The sequence below is a fragment of the Niabella pedocola genome (assembly GCF_021044425.1).
In the GTDB taxonomy this organism is placed as follows: Bacteria; Bacteroidota; Bacteroidia; order Chitinophagales; family Chitinophagaceae; genus Niabella; species Niabella pedocola.
The window spans coordinates 2,782,336-2,801,473 of sequence record NZ_JAJNEC010000005.1; the positions used below are offsets into that span (position 1 = coordinate 2,782,336).

Consider the following 19,138-nt stretch of genomic DNA (forward strand, 5'->3'; position numbering starts at 1 on the left):
AGGGGTGCTCTTTTTTAACAAATAGTAATACTTTAGCCAAAAAATTGACTGGATGAAGAAATGGATCTTAATGGCCCTTGCAGGTGCAGGGTGCATTGCCGCAACTGCTCAGAAAAAACCATTGGATCATACGGTTTATGACCAATGGCAATCCATTGGCAAAACCGTTTTGAGTAACAATGGCAAATGGATCGTGTACAATATAAATGTACAGGAAGGGGATGATGAACTGGTGATACAGGCCACGGATCAATCGTATAAAAAAGTGATAGCAAGAGGGTATGATGCCCGGATCACCGGCGATAGCCGCACCGTGGTTTTCAGGATCAAACCGCTCTTCAGTGAGTTGCGGCAGGCCAGGATCAAAAAGAAAAAGCCGGCCGATATGCCCCGGGATTCATTTGCCGTACTAACATTAGGAGAAGACCGGATCCTGAAATTCCCGGGCCTGATCTCTTATAAAACTCCGAAAGATCAGAACGAGTGGGTGGCCGGACTATTGAAAAACGAGGTGAAAGAAAAGCTGTCGTACCAGTCGGATAAGAGCAAGGACAGCCTGCGCCAGGTGATCGATTCCCTGCAGTATGTCATCAATACCATCAAACCGTCCAAAGGAGATGCAGATAAAGACAGTGTAACAGATTTCGGAAAAAATAACCGCCTGTTGTTGATCAATACGGCTACCGGCGAGCAACACTATTTTGCCAATGTAAGTGATTATATATTTAATAAAAAAGGTAGCCAGCTGCTGATTTACCAAACCCTCGATCTGAAAGATACCGCCCGCTCGGCCCGGATGGTCCTCTATCATTTGACCGCAAAAAGAACCGATACCCTGCTCCGGGGCGGCAATAGTTTTAAGAACCTGGCATTGTCGGACGATGGCTCCCGGGCGGCTTTTATAGCGGAACGGAATGCCCGGCCCAGGGCCCCGCAAAAAAATTACAAATTGTGGTACTACCGCCAGGGAATGGATAGCGCAACGGTGCTGGTAGATACGCTTACCCGGTTCCTTCCCAAAGGCAGCGCCGTAAGTGAGTATGGTAAAGTAAGTTTCAGTAAATCCGGCAACCGGTTGTTATTTGGCACGGCGCCCATCCGGCCTCCGAAGGATACTACCCTGGTGGACATCGACAAAGTGAATGTAGACATCTGGAATTATAAGGACGATTATCTGCAGCCCTATCAACTGGAGAACCAGAAAAAAGACCAGGAAAAAAGCTATATGGCTGTTTATGATTTTGATCAAAGCCGGATGACACAGATAACCGGGAAAGCGCTACCCTATATTTACGAAGCAATGGAAAGTGACGGTAATTACTTTGCGGCTGTTACCGATACCGGCCGGCGGGTGGCCTCCCAATGGACGGGGCGTACATCTAAAGATGTGTACCGGGTCAGCATCAAAGATGGCCGGGTTGTGCCGGCTGTAAAGGACCTGGACGGGGAGATCAGGGGCTCCTGGATGGCGCCTTCAGGGAAATATGTGCTCTGGTACGATAACCGGCAACAACATTATTTTGTTTTTGATGGTACTGCTGCGCGTAATATTACCGCGGCGATCAAAACGCCTTTATACGATGAAGAAAATGATGTACCGGATGATCCGTCGCCCTATGGTGTGATGGGCTGGACGGAGGGCGACCGATCCGTGCTGATTTATGACCGTTATGATATCTGGATGGTAGACCCGTTGGGCAAGCAGCCCCCGGTGAACCTTACAAAGAATGGCCGGCAAAAGCAGATAGTCTACCGCTATCTTTCAACCGACCCGGAAGAACGGTATATCCGCCCGGCAAATAAAAGCCTGCTGAGCACGTTTAATACGGAGAATAAAAAAGCCGGGTTTGCCATGCTGGAAAACAACCGGCTGAATACCTCCCTGTTTACGCCGCAGCTTTTCCAGGAGCAGCCCTATTATTACGATTCGGCATCCCGGGCCAAAAATGCGCCGGTATATGCCTATACAAAGGAAAGCTATACGCAGTCGCCCGATCTGTATGTGTTTAATAACGGAAAGGAATTGCGGCTTTCCGCCACTAATCCCCAGCAGTCAAAATACAACTGGGGAACGGCTGCCTTATACCATTGGACCACGTTTTCCGGTAAACCGGCCACGGGCATCCTGTACCGGCCCGAAGATTTTGACAGTACAAAAAAGTACCCGGTATTACTTTATTTTTATGAGAAACTTTCCGATAATTTATACCAGTATATTCCGCCGGCTCCCACTCCCAGCCGGTTAAACATTTCTTTTTTTGTAAGCCGGGGATATGTGGTGCTCACGCCCGATATTTCCTATGCGATCGGTCATCCTGCACAAAGCGCCTACGATTATATCGTTAGCGGCGCCAGGGACCTTGCCCGTCATGCCTGGATAGATACCGCGCATATGGGTATCCAGGGGCAAAGCTGGGGAGGTATACAGGTAGCACAGCTTGTTACCATGACGCCCATGTTTGCCGCTGCCTGGGCCGGGGCGCCCGTGGCCAATATGACCAGTGCCTATGGAGGCATTCGCTGGAAGGGCGGGGTGAATCGGCAGTTCCAGTACGAAAAAACACAAAGTCGTATCGGGGCTACCCTTTGGGAAAAACCCGAGCTGTATATTGAAAACTCGCCGCTTTTTCACCTTCCGAAGGTGACCACGCCGCTGGTAATTATGTCCAATGACAATGATGGGGCCGTGCCCTGGTACCAGGGTATTGAATTGTTTACCGGTATGCGCCGCCTGGGCAAACCTGTGTGGATGCTCAATTACAACGGCGAAGAACATAACCTGGTTCAACGGAAAAACCGGAAGGATATTTCCATACGCGAACAGCAGTTCTTCGATTGGCTGCTGAAAGGTGCCAGACCACCCCGGTGGATCACTGAAGGCGTTCCGGCTGTAGATAAAGGGATCAACTGGGGATTAGAACAATAAAGATTGAGGTGCCAAGTGCTGAATGCTGAAAACTGACAGCCAACTACTGAAACTTGGAACCTGGAACCGGAAACTTTAAATTTGCAGCCTATGAGTACAGATAAGAAAGTAAGAGTGCGTTTTGCGCCTTCACCTACCGGTGGATTGCACCTGGGCGGTGTACGGACTGTTTTATACAACTACCTGTTTGCACGGCAGCATGGGGGTGATTTTATTTTAAGAATTGAGGATACCGATCAAACCCGTTTTGTACCGGGTGCAGAGGAATATATTTTTCAGTGTTTGGCCTGGGCCGGCCTTGAGCCCGATGAAAGTGTAAAACAGGGCGGGGATTATGGCCCTTACCGCCAAAGCGAGCGCAAGGAACTATACCGCGCCTATGCAGAGCAGCTGGTTGAAAAGGGGCAGGCGTATTATGCCTTTGATACCCCCGAAGAACTGGAACAGATGCGGCAGGATTTTAAAACCGAACAAAATCCCTCCCCGCAATATGATTACCAGGTGCGCAACAAAATGCGGAATTCGCTTACATTGTCAAAAGAAGAAACCGACCGCTTGTTAAAGGAGAATACGCGGCACGTGATCCGTATTAAAATGCCGGAAAATGAAAGCATTGGCTTTACCGATATGATCCGCGGAGCCGTGAGCTTTAATACTTCTTTGGTGGATGATAAAGTGCTGCTGAAGGCCGATGGGATGCCTACCTATCACCTGGCTGTGGTGGTGGATGATTACCTAATGAAGATATCGCATGCATTCCGTGGGGAGGAGTGGCTGCCCAGTGCACCGGTACACATCCTGTTATGGAAATACTTGTTTGGACTGGAAAATATGCCTCAATGGGCCCATTTCCCGCTGATCCTGGGGCCGAGCGGAAAATTAAGCAAGCGGGACGGGGCCAAATACGGCTTCCCCGTGTTTGCTATGAACTGGACGGATCCCAAAACCGGGGAACTTACCGAAGGATTTAAAGAAAAAGGCTTTTTACCAGAGGCATTCATCAACCTGCTGGCCGTACTGGGCTGGAATGATGGTACGGAGCAGGAACTGTTTTCGCTGGATGAACTGATCAGCCGGTTTTCAATTGACCGGGTACATAGTTCCGGGGCCAAATTTGATTATGAAAAGGCGAAATGGTATAATCATGAGTGGATCAAAAAACTGGCACCGGAAGAACTGACCGCGCGCGTGAAAGATGTGTTGGCTGCCAGGGGACTTGTTGTTTCCGATGATCCGTTGTTGTTGAAAGTAGTGCAACTGGTAAAAGACCGTGCGAGCTTGCTGACGGATTTTTATGACCAAACGGCTTATTTCTTCAAAACGCCTGAGAATATGGATCTTGCTGCCATTCAACCCAAATGGAATGAAGTCAAGCAATTGTTTTTTGCCGAGGTGATCCGTAATTATGAACTGACCGGCGACTGGAAAGCGGAAACGCTGGAAAATAATTTCAAGGAAATAGCGGCGGCCAACCAGCTAAAACCCGGCGAAGTAATGCTGCCGCTGCGCATTATGCTGGTGGGGGGAAAATTCGGTCCGCATGTATTTGATATTGCAGAGATCCTGGGGAAAGCGGAAACCATAAAACGCATTCAGCATACGTTGGGGCTGTTGGGTTGAGATTTGAGATTTGAGATTTGAGATTTGAGATTTGAGATTTGAGATTTGAGATTTGAGATTTGAGATTTGAGATTTGAGATTTGAGATTTGAGATTTGAGATTTGAGATTTGAGATTTGAGGAGGATCTATTAAGATACGAAAAAGATAGCAAATCTCAAATCCTATTTCACTTCCTGCATCTCCACCAGCTTTTTATAAAAGCCGTTCTGCTCAATCAGGCTGCTGTGGGTGCCCCGTTCCACGATCTGTCCTTTTTGCAATACAATGATCTCGTCAGCATTCCGGATGGTACTCAGGCGGTGGGCGATTACGATACTGGTGCGGTTTTGCATCATCTTATTGATGGCGTCCTGTACCAGCCGTTCACTTTCCGTATCCAGGGAAGAAGTGGCCTCATCCAGGATCAGGATGGGCGGATTTTTTAAAAGCGCACGGGCGATGGTCAGGCGCTGGCGTTCACCGCCGCTTAATTTGCTGCCCCGGTCGCCGATATTCGTATCATACTGCAGTTCCTTTTGCATGATAAAATCATGGGCATTGGCAATTTTTGCCGCCTGTACAATTGCTTCCTTTGAAGCGGATGTGTGGCCCAGTGCTATATTATGCGCAATAGTATCATTAAATAAAATGGGTTCCTGGGTTACAATGCTCATCAGGTTCCGTACGGAATGCAGGGAGTATGCGCGGATATTGATGCCGTCAATAAGCACTTCACCAGCCGTTACATCATGGAAGCGGGGAATCAGGTCGGCCAGTGTCGATTTTCCCGCTCCGGAAGATCCTACCAGTGCAACGGTTTGTCCCTTTTTGATGGTCAGGTTGATGTTCTGCAGGATTACCCGTTCGTTGTAGGCAAAGGAAGCGTTCCTGAATTCGATTTCGTGTTCAAAATGTTCCAGTGTTTTTCCATTAGGATTATCGTCTACTGTAACCGGGGTATTCAGCACTTCCTCGATCCTTTTGATCGCTGCGGATCCCTTGTTCAGGTTGCTGAATGAAGTAGAAAGTGTTTTAACGGGGCTGATGAGGTTGTAGAACATGGCCAGGTAAGCAAAAAAATCGGGGGCCTTTAGGTCAATGCTGTTAGAAAGTATCAGCCGCCCGCCAAACCATAAAATGCCTACAAAAACCATCACACCCAGGAACTCAGACATAGGAGAGGCCATATCCCGCCGGCGACTAACACGGGTTTTTGCATCCATCAGCTGATCGTTCACCGTATCGAACCGCCCTTTTAACAGTCCTTCCACATTAAAAGCCTTGATGACGCGAAGACCGTTCAAAGTTTCATCAAGGATGGAAAGTGACTCGCCCAGTTTGATGGCCGCTTCATTGGAGGGGCGTTTCAGGGCCTTTGAAATACGGCCTAAGATAAAACCAATTACCGGAATACACAGGAGAATAAAACCTGTAAGAACCGGACTGATCAGGAACAGGGCGATGAGGGTGCAAATAATATTGAGCGGGTCCTTGATCCAGCCCTCCAGCACACCAATAACTGATCCTTCCACCTCATTTACATCATTGGTGACCCGGCTGAGAATATCGCCCTTTCGCTGTTCTGTAAAATAACCGATCGGTAACTTTAATATTTTGTCATAAATATCTGACCGGAAGGTATTTACGATCTTATTCTTGATAGGATTTAATACATAGGAGGAAAGGTAAAGGAACAGGTTTTTTAGAAAAATGGAAATCACCAATACCACACAAATGGCCCCCAGTAGTTGTACGGCACTGAGATGTGTTCCATTCACCAAACTGATAAGGAGAGTTTTGAGATTTGTTAAGATATTAGGTGCAGTTTCGGCAACCAGCGCCGGCTTCTTATCACCATAGAAGATAATGTCAAAAAAAGGTTGTAATAGCGCAAAGCTGAACAGCGAGAAAACAATGGACAAAACGGTATATAAAAAAAACAGGAGGATATCCCGTCTATAGGGGCGCAGGTAGTGTAAAATCCTTGAATATTTTTTCATTCCGGAAGGTTGTGTGCACTAAAACCTGTAAAGTAACTAATTTTACACGGAACAGAAAGAGAAGATTATGCAGGAAAGTAAACGGCAAAAACAGGTGGCAGCGCTGCTGAACGAAGAAATGAATGGCATTTTTCAGCGGCTTGGGCTGAATATGATGGAGGGTGGAATGGTTTCCATATCGGGGGTGAAAGTAACACCGGATCTGCTGGAAGCACGTTTTTACCTGAGCTTCTTCCAGGTAACCGATGCGGCGGCAGCACTGAAAAAAGTAGAAGAACGGCATCACGAAATAAAAAAAGAACTGGCCGCTTCCGTTCGTCATCAGCTGCGCAATATACCGGTATTGAGATTTTATGCAGATGATACGCTGGACCATGTATTTAAAATGGAAGAGCTATTTAAGAAAATAGAGGAGGAGCGGAAACAGAACCAGAAGCCGGAGGACCAGTAAGCTTTCAGTTATCAGCGATCGGCCTTCAGCTGTTATGCATCAGCTAATGGCTGAAAGCAAAAAAGCTGATTGCTGCATCATCATCAAAATCATATCCATTGCAATTCCTATTCGCCTGGCGTTATTTCAGGGCAAAGAAGTCAACCAACGTCATCAACATCATCGCGTGGATCTGCATTGTGGCGATCATGATCGGCACCGCGGCATTGATCCTGGTGTTGAGTGTATTTAATGGTTTTGAGGGACTGGTAAAATCGTTGTATTCGTCTTTTTACCCGGATATCCGGGTTTCGCCGGCATCCGGGAAATACCTCACACTGGATGAAAAACAACTGCAGCAATTACGGGGTATCGGTGGCCTCCGCAGCTTTTCGCTGGTAGTAGAAGAAAAGGCCATTCTCCGCAACGGAGATAACCAGGCGCTTGTTTCCTTAAAAGGGGTCGACGACCGGTTTAAGACGGTCAACGGCATTACCAGTCATATGGTAAACGGCCGGTTTGATATCGGAACCGCAGCACATCCCAAACTGGTGGTGGGAGGCGGTATCGAGGGCTCCCTGGGCATCCGCTCTACGCCCAAGGCTGAGCCCATTAGCATTTATATTCCGCGGAAAAGTGAATCGGAAGCTTTTGATGCAGCCAGCAATATTACGCCGGACACCATACGAAGCGCCGGCACCTTTGTCATTCAGCAGGATTTTGATAATAAATACGCCCTTACACAGATCGATTTTCTGAAACAGGCGATGGGACTGGACGCCGGTGCTTTCAGTGCCATTGAAATTGCAGTAACGGACCCCTCGGCAACGGCAAAGATTCAACAGGCCATTCAGCAATTATTTGGCAAGAACTATAAGGTACAGGACCGCTACCAGCAAAACCAGAGTCTTTATTCCATTATGAACCTGGAGCGCTGGGTATTTTATGCCATATTGAGTTTGATCCTGGTGGTGGCTGCCTTTAATATGGTAGGGGCACTTACGATGTTGGTGCTGGAAAAACAAAAAGACATCAGTGTGCTGAATGCACTGGGCGCCAACCGGGGTTTTATCCTGAAGGTATTCCTCAGCGAAGGTTTTTTGCTGGCCACCATCGGTGGCGGCATGGGCATGCTGCTGGCACTTTTGCTGGTAGTGCTCCAACAGCAGTTTCACCTGGTACCCTTGCAGGGCGGCTCCTTTTTGATCGATTATTTCCCGGTAACATTAAAATTAAGAGACTTCCTGCTGGTGGCCGTAACCGTTTCAGTGATCGCATTTATAGCCTCCTGGACCCCGGCCCGTAAAGCCTCCAGAAAAGAATTCTCTTTAAAGGCCGAATAAAAACCTAAAAACAGTTTCCGCTTTTAATATTCCTGATGTTTCCGAAGCCCCAACCTGAAACGTTAAACCTGAAACCTGGAACATTACAATAAGGCGCCATAAAAAAATGGTTACCGCTTTTAACGCTAACCATCTTAAATATTTTAGTACCTGGTACGGGTTCCTTAAACTTTCCGGGCTCAACCTGAAACCTAATAATCTCCCAGTGTTTCCGGCAGTTGTTCCAGTGCCTTGGCCAGTTGCTCGTCATTGGGTGCAATGCCATGCCAGCCGTGGTCGTTTTCCATAAAGTCGATGCCTTTCCCCATAATGGTATGCATCATAATGGCGATCGGTTTACCCTTACCCGTAGCGGCCCGGGCCTTATCCAGTGTAGCCACTACCTCATCCATATCATTGCCGTTCATTTCCATTACTTCCCAGTCAAATGCTTTGAACTTTTCGCTCAGGTTGCCCATGTTCATTACTTTGTCCGTGGGGCCGTCGATCTGCTGGCCGTTCCAGTCTACTGTAGCGATCAGGTTATCTACTTTATGCGACGAAGCAAACATAATGGCTTCCCAGTTTTGTCCTTCGTTCAGTTCCCCGTCACCGTGAAGGGAGTATACAAGGTGCGTATCCTGGTTCATTTTTTTGCTCAGGGCGGCACCGATGGCTACGCTCATTCCCTGGCCCAGCGATCCGCTCGCGATGCGGATACCCGGCAGGTGCTCATGCGTGGCCGGATGCCCTTGCAAACGGCTGTTTATTTTGCGGAAGGTAGCCAGTTCCTTTACATCAAAATAACCGGAACGGGCTAAAACCGAATAAAATACGGGTGAAATATGGCCGTTCGACAGGAAGAAGAGGTCTTCATTGATCCCATCCATATTAAACGCGGGATCGTGCTGCATTTCCTTAAAGTACAGGGCGGTTAAAAAATCAGCGCATCCAAGAGATCCGCCGGGGTGGCCGCTGTTTGCACCGTGAACCATTCTAACAATATCACGTCTAACCTGTGATGCGATTTCCTGTAAACTTGCCATAGTTTGTTTTTTGAACAGCAAAAGTGCATTTTTTTTTTGATAATTCCTGTTCATTAGCAATGAATTCTGACCCCCTCCGGATTTATTTTATTATTAAAACCTGCCCAAAAATTGCAATCTTGGTTATAAAGCTTACTTTTGCTGTCGTAAACCTTATTTAATGCTAGAAATTCTGGTAACAGCTATAATAGCTTTTATAGTCGCGTTTCTCGCAATTCCGGTTGTAATGCTCATTGCTGACAAGAAGAAACTGTATGATATACCGGATGAACGTAAACTCCACACACATGCAATTGCCTCTTTAGGCGGAGTGGGTGTTTTTGTCGGTTTTCTTTTTGCGGGGCTCTTGTGCATTAATTTTTCCAATGCTCCGGAAATGCGTTATTTCCTGGCTGCGGCCACGCTTACCTTCTTTATTGGGCTTAAAGATGATATCATCGCATTGTCTGCTACAAAAAAGTTTGTGGCACAGATCATTGCAGCGGCCATCATTATTCACCTGGGGGGTGTGCGTCTTGAAAGTATGCATGGTGTTTTTGGAATGGAAACCCTGGACCCCATGTACGGGGTACCCTTAACCTATTTCACCATCATCCTGATCATCAATGCCTATAATTTAATTGATGGTATCGATGGTTTGTCCGGCAGTCTTGGGCTGATGGCCACCCTGCTTTTCGGAACCTATTTCCTGCTGGCCAAAATGTATCCCTACGCGGCTTTCTCCTTTAGTCTTTCGGCTGCGTTAATGGCGTTCCTCATTTTTAATTATCACCCTGCAAAGATCTTTTTGGGCGATTCAGGATCCCTGTTGGTGGGCATGGTCGTTTCCATACTGGTACTGAAGTTTATCCATGTGGCCAGCGAGCCGGGCGCAGCGCTACCGATTACATCGGCGGTGGCGGTAGGGGTTTCGGTGCTGATTGTGCCGCTGGTAGATACCATCCGGGTTTTCGGGAACCGGATCCTGCGGGGGCGGTCGCCTTTTTCACCGGACCGGAATCACGTGCATCACCTGTTGCTGGATCGCGGCCTCGGACATTCGACTGTAACGCTGATCTGTGTGATGGCCAATATCTCCCTGATTCTTGTTACCTATTTAAGCCGTGGTTTTGGCAATACCGCCCTGATCCTGGCCCTGTTTGGAACCTCCTTTATCGCGCTGGCGATCCTTTACTATACACTACCCAAAAGAAAGCTCGTTATTCACCGGAGATATGTGATAAACCAGGCCAACAAAGAGCGGCTCAGTGCACCTTCCCAATCTAAAGTGATCAACCTGCAAACCAAGGAAAAAGTTCAGAACCGCGTTCATTAGTAACAGGTAATTTCTGCATTTCAACCCTGTACTCCATAGTTTCAGTTCCAATTCATTAGATTTGCAATCTTAAAATTTTTTGATTTTATGCAGGAACAAGTAAGTAAGCTAATTGAATCATCGGAGGAAGGTATGCAGAAAGCCATCGCTCACCTGGAATCGGAGCTGGCCAAAATCAGGGCCGGGAAAGCAACTCCGCAGATACTGGATGGGATTTATGTAGACTATTACGGATCTGCAATGCCCATTAACCAGGTTGGGAACATTACGGTACTGGATGCCCGCACACTCAATATTCAACCCTGGGAAAAAAATATGCTGCAGCCTATTGAACGGGCCATCATTGCGGCGAATATCGGAATCAATCCGCAGAACGATGGTATCAATATCCGCCTGTTTTTGCCACCGCTTACTGAAGAGCGCAGAAAGGAATTGGTAAAGCGGAGTTATGCAGAAGGAGAAAACTCCAAAGTGGGGGTGCGGAGTGCGCGCCGGGAAGTGATTGAGGGCGTAAAAAAACTGCAGAAAGAAGGACTAAGCGAAGACGGGGTAAAAGATGCTGAAGCTACTGCCCAGCAACTTACCGACAAATACATTGCACTTATTGAAAAGTACCTTGCCGTAAAGGAAAAGGAAATCATGGCTGTTTAAGCGGCAGCATCGCACCAGCGCATCTCAGTAATTCGAATCACTATTTATAAAACTTAAAAATTCAGACACATGGGAATGCTTAAAGAATTTAAAGAGTTTGCTATAAAAGGCAATGCGGTCGACCTGGCGGTGGGTGTAATCATCGGCGGCGCCTTCGGCAAAATTGTTACAAGCATTATTGATGATCTTATTATGCCTGTGGTGGGTGCGCTCATTGGCAAGCCGGATTTCAGCAGTCTTTACGTGGTGTTAAAGGGAACTGTTCCTCCCGGAACCAAGCTGGAAGAAGCCCGGAAGATCGCCGATACTTCGATCTTTGCCTACGGTAATTTTATTACGATCGCCATTAATTTTCTGTTACTGGCCCTGGTGATCTTCTGGATGGTAAAAGCAATGAATAAAATGAAGAAGGATACACCGCCGCCGCCGGCAGAAGGACCGTCTTCAACCGATCAATTGCTGATAGAGATCCGTGATGAACTGAAAAAACGATAAAATCTGCCCAATTTATTCACAAAACGCCTTGCTGATGCAGGGCGTTTTTTAGTGTCAGGACCTTATTTGTTACATTTGTCTTCTTTTACAGATTCAATACTTTTAAGTGAGCGCAACGTATCAGATAAAACTCTCTCAATTTGAAGGTCCGTTTGACCTGCTGCTGTTTTTTATTGAACGGGATGAGCTGGATATTTACAATATCCCCATCACCCAGATCACCAATGATTTTTTGGCATACATCAAAGAACAGGATGCATTGAACATTGAACTGTCCAGCGAATTTATTTTGTTTGTATCCACACTGATGCGCATCAAGGCAAAAATGCTGATCCCGCGCAAGGAGCTGGATGCCCAGGGCAACGAGATCGATCCGCGCGAAGAACTGGTAAATAAGATACTGGAGTATAAACGCTTTAAAGAAGCATCGGCGCAAATGGCCGAACTGGAGGCGATGCGGATGCTGATGGTAAAGCGCGGCAATATTCAAAAAGAATTATCGGTGATCGGCGAGGAAGCCGGGGAAGGTACGGAGATCCATGCTATTACCATGTTTAAGCTGATGAAGGCTTTCGAACGGGCCATGCAGCGCTATTCGGATAAGGTCAATACACCGGTGCATACCGTGGTGCGGTACAATTATACCATGGAAAACAGCCGGAGCCAGGTGATGGAAGAAGCACAGCGGGCCAAGACCCTTTCTTTTGAAAAATTGTTTGATCATGCACAAACCCGCGTGCATGCTATCTTTCTTTTCCTGTCTGTACTGGAGCTGGTGCAGCAGAGTTTTCTGAAGATCATGATCGGGGACGGAAAGAATAATTTTATCCTGGAATATGTGGCACCGGAAGACCGTGAAGAAACCATGACGACGATAGAACCTACATTCTCTTAACCAATAAAAATAAAAAACTCATGAAACGTTTTGCAACAGCCAACTGGCAGGGCACGGGAAAAGAAGGAACCGGAAAAACGTCCACACAATCCGGTGTGTTAAACGAAACCCCTTATTCTTTTAAGACCCGGTTTGAAGAAGGCAATCCCGGTACCAACCCGGAAGAGCTGGTAGCAGCGGCTCATGCCGGTTGTTTTACCATGAAGCTGAGCTTTGTACTGAATGAAGCGGGCTTTACGGCTACCAACATCGATACAAAATGTACGGTTACGTTTGAAAATGGCGCGGTGACCGAAAGTCATTTGGATGTACAGGCTGCCGTACCGGGTATTGACCAGGAAAAGTTCGACGCGGCCATTAAGGATGCCGAAGCCAATTGCCCCATTAGCAAATTATTAAATACCAAAATCACCTCCACAGCCACTTTAGTTGGCTGATAGGGTGATTATTTATACGGGATTTGTAATTAAGCGGATTGTAATCAGATCATTTGATTACAATCCGCTTTTTTGTAAAGATGCATACTGGTATAAATGAAGTCAGATCCGCATTTTCCGCGTTACGGAGCTAGGCCCAGTCTGTTTCCCCCGGTCTTAAACGGGCTACATAATGTTGAAGGGCTGTTTTGCCCAGCTGAACCATCTGCTGCATTTTAGCAGGATCAAATACCAGTCCGCCGGGGCCGCCGTCCAGCGCTGCATCCGGTTGTAGGATATGTAATTTTACCGGGGCCCGGTTGATCAGGTTCTGGTAATCGGGGTTGGTACTGCCAAAATAACGATCAAGCGCAGCATCGGTAATGCCGTCTGCTTTCATGGCCGCTTTTACCTGGTTGATATAGTTGATGAAATGAATATACTGCCGGGAAGCAAACAGATCATTGTCTGCTACATCGGTTATAAAAACGGCAACGGTTTGCAGCAGGATCGCCAGCAGGTCGTTATAGCTGCTTTGATCGGGCGCATTATTCCGGGCAGAAAGCAGAATGGTGAACAGCTCCTGGGCACCGGCTTCCAAAGCGATGCCGATGCCGGCGTATTCACGCGTTCCCCCATCCACATATTGAAATGCCGGGTTGTTTGTTCCCGGAAGGTCTTTATTGATCCGTACAGGCGGCATAAATACTGGCTGACTTGCAGAGGCCATTACCGCTCTACGGAACTGCTCGGCACTCTTTATTTTCTCCGTACGGTAATATGTACCGGCGGCAGGATCCGGATCCGTGGTGTATACCACCAGCTCCTGGCTTTGCAAACAGGTAGTGGTGAGGTATACTTTTGCTCCGGATGCCAGCAGCTGGTTATAAAAGGCATCGGTATAAATCTGGCGTACCTTGCTGCCAAGACCGTTGGCGGTATACAGCGAGTTGCCGTTCCAGATACTGGCGCCCAGGTTTTGCGCTTCCAGGAGGTCGTCTGTCGTTACGCTGGTGTACAAGGTTTCCAGTACGTCCAGCTGGTTTAAGGCTGCAAGCGGAGCAATCAATGCACCGGTACTGGTTCCTACTACGGTATCAAAAGTAAGCCGGTAGGTTGTTTCCAGGTCTTTTACAACCCCTACAGCAAAGGCGCCTTTGGAGCCGCCGCCACTGATGATGAGCGCTTTCTTCATGATCTTTTATTCGAATTGCGGTTTAATCTTTTTTGTCTTATTAAACTGGTAAGCGATAAAGGACTGGAACCACCACTGGTTCAAATGATAATCCCGCTGTGCGGTAACACCCAGCTGGATCTTTTGCAATAACTCCAGCCCGATACCACCGCCGGCCATCCGTTGCCGGTGCGTGCCCCAGTTTGCTTCAGCAAGGAGCTGCAGGTTTCCAAAGGCCAGAGCCATCGGTTTATTGGTACGCAGGTCTGTGAGCTTTAGGGCTGCTACAGGACCAAATAGCCCGGAGATCTGTTTGTTGTTATAAACGATGCAGCCATTCGCGCCCAGTCGCAGCCTGTTGGGCACTACCGTAACCTGGGGTGTTAATGCCAGTCCCCCGGTATACAAATCGGGCGTATGGGCGCCAAAACCGGTGGTAAGGCCGTTGTTAAGTTTCACCAATAAAATGCCCCCTTTTATAAATTCTGTGATCTGTTTTTTTTGTGCACCTGCAGCAAGAAAAAACAGCAGCAGGATCGGTATAAGGGCTCCTGTTTTTATAGGCATCGGTAGAAGTTTTCTTAAAGTTACGATTTTGGAAGACGAAAAAACACCGCTAATTCCGGGGAGGGTGCACCGCACTAACGGGCGATTGAAGCGCGGGGAATCAGGTTGTTTTTATGGAACGGTGCATGTCAAAATATGTTAGCGTTAACGAAACATTTGATGGGGCGTGGACGGGGAAGTTGTTTCAGCGACTGATTACAGCTTTATCAGGAGGGTGTCTTTGCCGATTTCTTTTCCTTACCTGCCCAATAAGTGAAATGATTGATCAATACCCGTAGTTCGTGAAACTCAAAAACAGGAAGCGCTGCTTTGGCGGCGGTAACCGAGGGCCATTTATCGGGTTCAAATGCCTTGTTAAATACCTGGAGTTGCTCCTCTGAAAAAAGCCGTTGGATATCCAATATACCTACCTGGGCCACCTGGGCAAAATGTCCGTAAATCGTACTAACGGCAAGGTTCCGGACACCTGCGATTTCTTCGGCTGTGTTGCCTTCTTCCAGCAGGTGGTAGCTGACCAGGTGGGAGGGCTGGGCTTTTTCTTTTATGGTTGCTTCAATGTTCTTTTCTGCGGCCAGCAGCTTCTTTTCCAGGAAGCTGGCATTTTTCAATCCCTGCAGGTAAGCCTCCAGTTCGGCCATGAATTGTTCCACCGTGCGGATATAGCTTTTTACGCCTTTCTGATTTTTGGTGCCGTTGTAATATGTTTTTAAAGGGATAAAGATCTGTTCCTGCACCTGGTCAAAAAAATAGTTGACGGCTCCTGCGCCTTTCTCAGCAATCATATCCCAGGTGTCCGAAGAGGGCTCCCGCATCTTCCGTTGCACAAAGCCTTCAAACTTGATAAAGGTTGTTTCCAGCGACCGGCTATGCGCTTTTATCGGCTCCGTTACCCGGGTAAATGCTTCCTCGTCGTGCAGCGCTTTTTCCCGGCCTGCCTGCATCCAGTTTTCCATAACCGTTAAAAACGAAGCGCAGTTCAGTGTGCGCAATAGTTTGCTGGCCGCAAAAGCATGTTTTTCCGTTTCATAGATCCGTTCAATCTTTCCGGAAGCATCGGTTGCTTCATGAAAATCGGTGATCCGTTCATCCCGGAAGATATTGGAAGGCCTGATAGGCGATTTTAAAACAATGCCCTCCAGCGTGCGGCAACGGCTCAGTGCCACATATACCTGGCCGCTGGTAAAAGAGGCACCGGCATCGATGATCACGTTGTCAAAAGTGAGCCCCTGGCTTTTGTGAATGGTAACGGCCCAGGCTAAGCGGAAGGGAAACTGTTCGTAGCTGCCGATCACTTCTTCCTGGATCTCTTTTTTGTCATCCAGGTAATATTTTTTGTTTTCCCATAGTTCCCGTTCCACGGTCAGTTCCGTTTCCGAGCCCTCGGGCATTACTACAATTTTGTCTTCTTCTGCGCGTAATACCCGGGCAAGCCGCCCGTTATAATATCTTTTTGATTCGGATGCGTCGTTCCGGATAAACATTACCTGGGCATTGGATTTCAGCAACAGGTTGGGATCATTGGGATACAGGTGTTCTTTAAAATCGCCATTGATGATGGCAGGGCAGGGAATCCCGGTTCCGGCCAGTTCATTGAGTTGCCGGCTATTGATCGTATCTGCCATATAATTATGTGACACCAGGTACACATAACGGTCCTGCGGTTCAAAGCCGGGCCGGTACCGGGTGTTCAGTAACGGAAAGTCGATGCGGCTGGTTTCGCCTTCGCGGATGGAATTGAGCAGCGAAATAAAAACCGGGTCGCTCTGCCGGTAAACCGTCGTTAGTTCGATGGTTACAAAAGGAGTGGTCTTGAGTGCCTTCGATTCAAAAAAATAAGGCGAAGGGTAGAACGCCGACAACAGTTTTTCTGAAGCCGGTTTTACTACCGGCGGCAGCTGGTAGAGGTCGCCGATCAACAGCAGTTGCACCCCCCCGAAGGCTAGTGTTGAGCGTCGAGCCGTTTTAAGTGCCAGGTCAATCATATCCAGTACATCGGCACGGAGCATGGACACTTCGTCAATGACCAGTATCTCCAGTGCTCTTAAAAGATCCAGCTTCTCTTTCCGGTATTTAAAATGCGGCAGCAGCTGCGGGATATTGATGGCCTCGTTCCGGTCAACAGGATCTGTTGTGGGCAGAAACGTGGTAAGGGGCAATCCAAACATGGAATGGATGGTTACACCCCCCGCATTAATGGCGGCAATACCGGTAGGCGCCACTACCATGCTGTTCTTGATGGTGGTGCGTATAAACTGGTTCAGGAAGGTTGTTTTCCCCGTGCCGGCTTTCCCGGTTAAGAAAACATTCCGTTGCGTGAACTCTATGATATTGTATATTTTTTCAGACAATGAGCTGCGGCTTTTGGTGTTTTTAAATAGGTGCTGCAAAGATAATAGTTAATTTTTAATATATGGATCAGTGGGAAGGCCGTGAAATGCATCGATTTTAAAACGCCGGTAATCTTATGGGTCCGGAGGGTTTAATAAATGGGGCAGGGGCGATCCGCTAGTTTCCAAAGACAATATTTTGTATCTTTATACAGTACCTATTTAAAAACGTCAACCCATATGTGATTGAACGCATGCAAAGAATCATTATGACCGGGCGGTAAATGTAACAATGAACTTATGGAAAAACAAAGGCGTATACCGGTTCCGGCGATCAGTGATCCGGAAATCAGAAACAAGTTTATAAAGGGCAATATTGGAGGACGCAATTTGCGACCTCCGGTTTGAGAGGATTAAGAAACTGAGATCAAAACAGGTAATAAAAGCGCATAAAAAGATTGGAGGTCGCAGATTGCGTCCTCCAGATTCAGAACCAGATGTTAAATACCAAAAGCTATGGCCAGGAATACATTGCAGCAGCTAGTTGCCGAACAGAAGATCCTGAATCGTATCTACGTTGTCCGCAGGGAGCGGGTGATGCTGGACAGGGATCTGGCCGAATTGTATGGTGTAGAAACCAAGCGTTTAAAAGAAGCCGTAAAACGGAATGCCGGCCGCTTTCCTAAAGATTTTATGTTTGCCATGACGGCTGCTGAATTTAAGAAATGGAGGGAAAATGCAATCCGGAGTGCTGCTGATAAAAAGGGCCGGCGAAAAAACTTTATAGCGCCCGGCCATCATCAGGGAAATAAACCAGGGATAAGATGCTCCCTGTATTTGGAAGTAAAACAATGATCAAAATAAGCTATTTTTATAGGCATAAAATCATAAAATGAGCTATAGAAAAATTGATAACAATATACTCCGGCAAATTGTATTGATATTATTGATCGGGCTGCTTGGGTTTATGATCTTTTTTAACCTTCGATATTTTACACCCGGCGCCCTGGGAGCAATTACCCTGTATATCCTGTTCCGCAAAACCTTTTTCCGGCTAACGGAACAGCGAAACTGGAAAAAATCGCTGGCCAGCTTTTGCCTGATGTTCGCCACCTTGCTGGTGATTGCATTGCCCTTGTGGCTGATCATTGAAGTAATGATCCCCCAAATAAGCAACCTGCTGGCCAATAAGCAGGTGATCATCGAAAAATACAACGCCGTAAAAGCCTTTATTGCCAGCAAGCCGCTGCTGAACCGCATCAATCTTTCCGATGAATCGATGATGCGTACCCTGGGAAAAGTAACAGCTTATTTTCCGGGTATCCTCAATTCGGTGGCAGAGATCTTCGTAAATATTTTTACAGCATTGTTCATTCTTTATTTCATGCAGGTAAATGCCCGGGCAATGGAAAAACGGGTCCGGCTTTTTATCCCTTTCAGTGATGACAATACTCAAACCCTTTGGGAAGAAACAAAGATGATGGTGCGCTCCAATGCCTTGGGGATTCCGATCCTGGCCCTATGCCAGGGCCTGGTGGCCGTACTGGGATACTGGATCTTTGGAGTAGATAATTTTGTAATGTGGGGATTGATCACCGGTGCGGCATCGATGGTTCCGGCGGTTGGTACGATGATCGTATGGATACCCATCTGTATTGTGGTATTTGCCACGGGAAGTGTTGGTAACGGCATTGGGCTTACCTTATATTGCCTCATTGTTGTAGGAGGCATCGATAACGTATTACGGTTTACGATCCTGAAAAAAATAGGCGACATCCATCCGCTGATCACCGTATTTGGGGTACTCCTGGGATTGAAGCTGTTTGGAATTATGGGACTGATCTTTGGCCCGTTGTTTATGTCCTATTTTTTACTGCTGATCCAGATCTATCGGGTTGAGTTTGGTAAGAAAAGCGACAACCTCCCACATGGGCCGGAAACGGTTGGCATTACGGAAAAAAAGTAAGCAATCGG

Annotated in this window: 16 protein-coding genes; 11 read left to right on the forward strand and 5 right to left on the reverse strand. The window is 47.4% G+C overall.

Annotated features, from left to right (window positions below; genetic code table 11):
* Positions 1-52: 52 nt before the first annotated feature.
* Positions 53-2,926, forward strand: coding sequence for a S9 family peptidase (locus LQ567_RS18965; RefSeq protein WP_231007221.1), 2,874 nt, complete (start codon positions 53-55; stop codon positions 2,924-2,926).
* A gap of 90 nt (positions 2,927-3,016) precedes the next feature.
* Positions 3,017-4,546, forward strand: coding sequence for a glutamate--tRNA ligase (gene gltX, locus LQ567_RS18970; RefSeq protein WP_231007222.1), 1,530 nt, complete (start codon positions 3,017-3,019; stop codon positions 4,544-4,546).
* Between the two features lie 162 nt (positions 4,547-4,708).
* Here the strand turns inward: gltX and LQ567_RS18975 are convergent, their stop codons facing one another.
* A complete protein-coding gene (locus LQ567_RS18975) occupies positions 4,709-6,526 on the reverse strand; it encodes an ABC transporter ATP-binding protein (protein WP_231007223.1) in 1,818 nt (605 codons plus the stop codon).
* 67 nt (positions 6,527-6,593) lie between these two features.
* Here LQ567_RS18975 and LQ567_RS18980 point away from each other — a divergent pair, with 67 nt between their 5' ends.
* Both LQ567_RS18980 and LQ567_RS18985 read left to right on the forward strand, forming a co-directional pair.
* Positions 6,594-6,977, forward strand: a complete 384-nt coding sequence (locus LQ567_RS18980) for a ribosome-binding factor A (protein ID WP_231007224.1) — start codon at positions 6,594-6,596, stop codon at positions 6,975-6,977.
* A 98-nt stretch (positions 6,978-7,075) separates the two neighbouring features.
* On the forward strand, positions 7,076-8,299 hold the full coding sequence (locus LQ567_RS18985) for an FtsX-like permease family protein (RefSeq protein WP_231007225.1): 1,224 nt from the start codon (positions 7,076-7,078) through the stop codon (positions 8,297-8,299).
* A 191-nt stretch (positions 8,300-8,490) separates the two neighbouring features.
* On the opposite strand, the gene LQ567_RS18990 is transcribed toward LQ567_RS18985, so the two are convergent.
* Positions 8,491-9,378 carry a transketolase gene (locus LQ567_RS18990; protein ID WP_449586101.1) on the reverse strand — a complete coding sequence of 296 codons (888 nt, stop codon included), beginning with the start codon at positions 9,376-9,378 and terminating at the stop codon, positions 8,491-8,493.
* Positions 9,379-9,550: 172 nt separating this feature from the next.
* Between LQ567_RS18990 and LQ567_RS18995 the strand changes: the two genes are divergently transcribed.
* From LQ567_RS18995 to LQ567_RS19015, 5 genes are all read left to right on the forward strand, one after another.
* Complete coding sequence (locus LQ567_RS18995) at positions 9,551-10,639, forward strand: MraY family glycosyltransferase (RefSeq protein WP_231007227.1); 1,089 nt, start codon at positions 9,551-9,553, stop codon at positions 10,637-10,639.
* Positions 10,640-10,726: 87 nt separating this feature from the next.
* Positions 10,727-11,290, forward strand: a complete 564-nt coding sequence (gene frr, locus LQ567_RS19000) for a ribosome recycling factor (RefSeq protein WP_231007228.1) — start codon at positions 10,727-10,729, stop codon at positions 11,288-11,290.
* 69 nt (positions 11,291-11,359) lie between these two features.
* The gene (gene mscL / locus LQ567_RS19005) at positions 11,360-11,785 is read left to right on the forward strand and encodes a large conductance mechanosensitive channel protein MscL (RefSeq protein WP_231007229.1); all 426 of its coding nucleotides are present in this window, start codon (positions 11,360-11,362) and stop codon (positions 11,783-11,785) included.
* A gap of 106 nt (positions 11,786-11,891) precedes the next feature.
* Positions 11,892-12,680 (forward strand): segregation and condensation protein A, encoded by a 789-nt coding sequence (locus LQ567_RS19010; RefSeq protein ID WP_231007230.1) that lies wholly within the window; start codon positions 11,892-11,894, stop codon positions 12,678-12,680.
* Between the two features lie 20 nt (positions 12,681-12,700).
* Entirely contained in the window at positions 12,701-13,117 is a 417-nt protein-coding gene (locus LQ567_RS19015; protein WP_231007231.1) for an OsmC family protein, read from the forward strand.
* A 130-nt stretch (positions 13,118-13,247) separates the two neighbouring features.
* Here LQ567_RS19015 and LQ567_RS19020 read toward each other — a convergent pair whose 3' ends face one another.
* The 3 genes from LQ567_RS19020 to LQ567_RS19030 all read right to left on the reverse strand — a co-directional run bounded on the left by LQ567_RS19020 (position 13,248) and on the right by LQ567_RS19030 (position 17,224).
* Positions 13,248-14,291, reverse strand: coding sequence for a patatin-like phospholipase family protein (locus tag LQ567_RS19020; protein ID WP_231007232.1), 1,044 nt, complete (start codon positions 14,289-14,291; stop codon positions 13,248-13,250).
* A gap of 6 nt (positions 14,292-14,297) precedes the next feature.
* Entirely contained in the window at positions 14,298-14,837 is a 540-nt protein-coding gene (locus tag LQ567_RS19025; RefSeq protein WP_231007233.1) for a hypothetical protein, read from the reverse strand.
* 206 nt (positions 14,838-15,043) lie between these two features.
* On the reverse strand, positions 15,044-17,224 hold the full coding sequence (locus tag LQ567_RS19030; protein WP_231007234.1) for a helix-turn-helix domain-containing protein: 2,181 nt from the start codon (positions 17,222-17,224) through the stop codon (positions 15,044-15,046).
* A gap of 456 nt (positions 17,225-17,680) precedes the next feature.
* Here LQ567_RS19030 and LQ567_RS19035 point away from each other — a divergent pair, with 456 nt between their 5' ends.
* Both LQ567_RS19035 and LQ567_RS19040 read left to right on the forward strand, forming a co-directional pair.
* Positions 17,681-18,019 carry an ORF6N domain-containing protein gene (locus LQ567_RS19035; RefSeq protein WP_231007235.1) on the forward strand — a complete coding sequence of 113 codons (339 nt, stop codon included), beginning with the start codon at positions 17,681-17,683 and terminating at the stop codon, positions 18,017-18,019.
* A gap of 37 nt (positions 18,020-18,056) precedes the next feature.
* Entirely contained in the window at positions 18,057-19,130 is a 1,074-nt protein-coding gene (locus LQ567_RS19040) for an AI-2E family transporter (protein ID WP_231007236.1), read from the forward strand.
* Positions 19,131-19,138: the final 8 nt, after the last annotated feature.

Bases quoted from the DNA above. Each gene is read 5' to 3' on its own strand.
- LQ567_RS18965 (WP_231007221.1), top strand. From the start codon at position 53: ATGAAGAAATGGATCTTAATGGCCCTTGCAGGTGCAGGGTGCATTGCC.
- gltX (WP_231007222.1), top strand. From the start codon at position 3,017: ATGAGTACAGATAAGAAAGTAAGAGTGCGTTTTGCGCCTTCACCTACC.
- LQ567_RS18975 (WP_231007223.1), bottom strand. From the start codon at position 6,526: ATGAAAAAATATTCAAGGATTTTACACTACCTGCGCCCCTATAGACGG.
- LQ567_RS18980 (WP_231007224.1), top strand. From the start codon at position 6,594: ATGCAGGAAAGTAAACGGCAAAAACAGGTGGCAGCGCTGCTGAACGAA.
- LQ567_RS18990 (WP_449586101.1), bottom strand. From the start codon at position 9,378: ATGAACAGGAATTATCAAAAAAAAAATGCACTTTTGCTGTTCAAAAAA.
- LQ567_RS18995 (WP_231007227.1), top strand. From the start codon at position 9,551: ATGCTCATTGCTGACAAGAAGAAACTGTATGATATACCGGATGAACGT.
- frr (WP_231007228.1), top strand. From the start codon at position 10,727: ATGCAGGAACAAGTAAGTAAGCTAATTGAATCATCGGAGGAAGGTATG.
- mscL (WP_231007229.1), top strand. From the start codon at position 11,360: ATGGGAATGCTTAAAGAATTTAAAGAGTTTGCTATAAAAGGCAATGCG.
- LQ567_RS19015 (WP_231007231.1), top strand. From the start codon at position 12,701: ATGAAACGTTTTGCAACAGCCAACTGGCAGGGCACGGGAAAAGAAGGA.
- LQ567_RS19020 (WP_231007232.1), bottom strand. From the start codon at position 14,291: ATGAAGAAAGCGCTCATCATCAGTGGCGGCGGCTCCAAAGGCGCCTTT.
- LQ567_RS19025 (WP_231007233.1), bottom strand. From the start codon at position 14,837: ATGCCTATAAAAACAGGAGCCCTTATACCGATCCTGCTGCTGTTTTTT.
- LQ567_RS19035 (WP_231007235.1), top strand. From the start codon at position 17,681: ATGGCCAGGAATACATTGCAGCAGCTAGTTGCCGAACAGAAGATCCTG.
- LQ567_RS19040 (WP_231007236.1), top strand. From the start codon at position 18,057: ATGAGCTATAGAAAAATTGATAACAATATACTCCGGCAAATTGTATTG.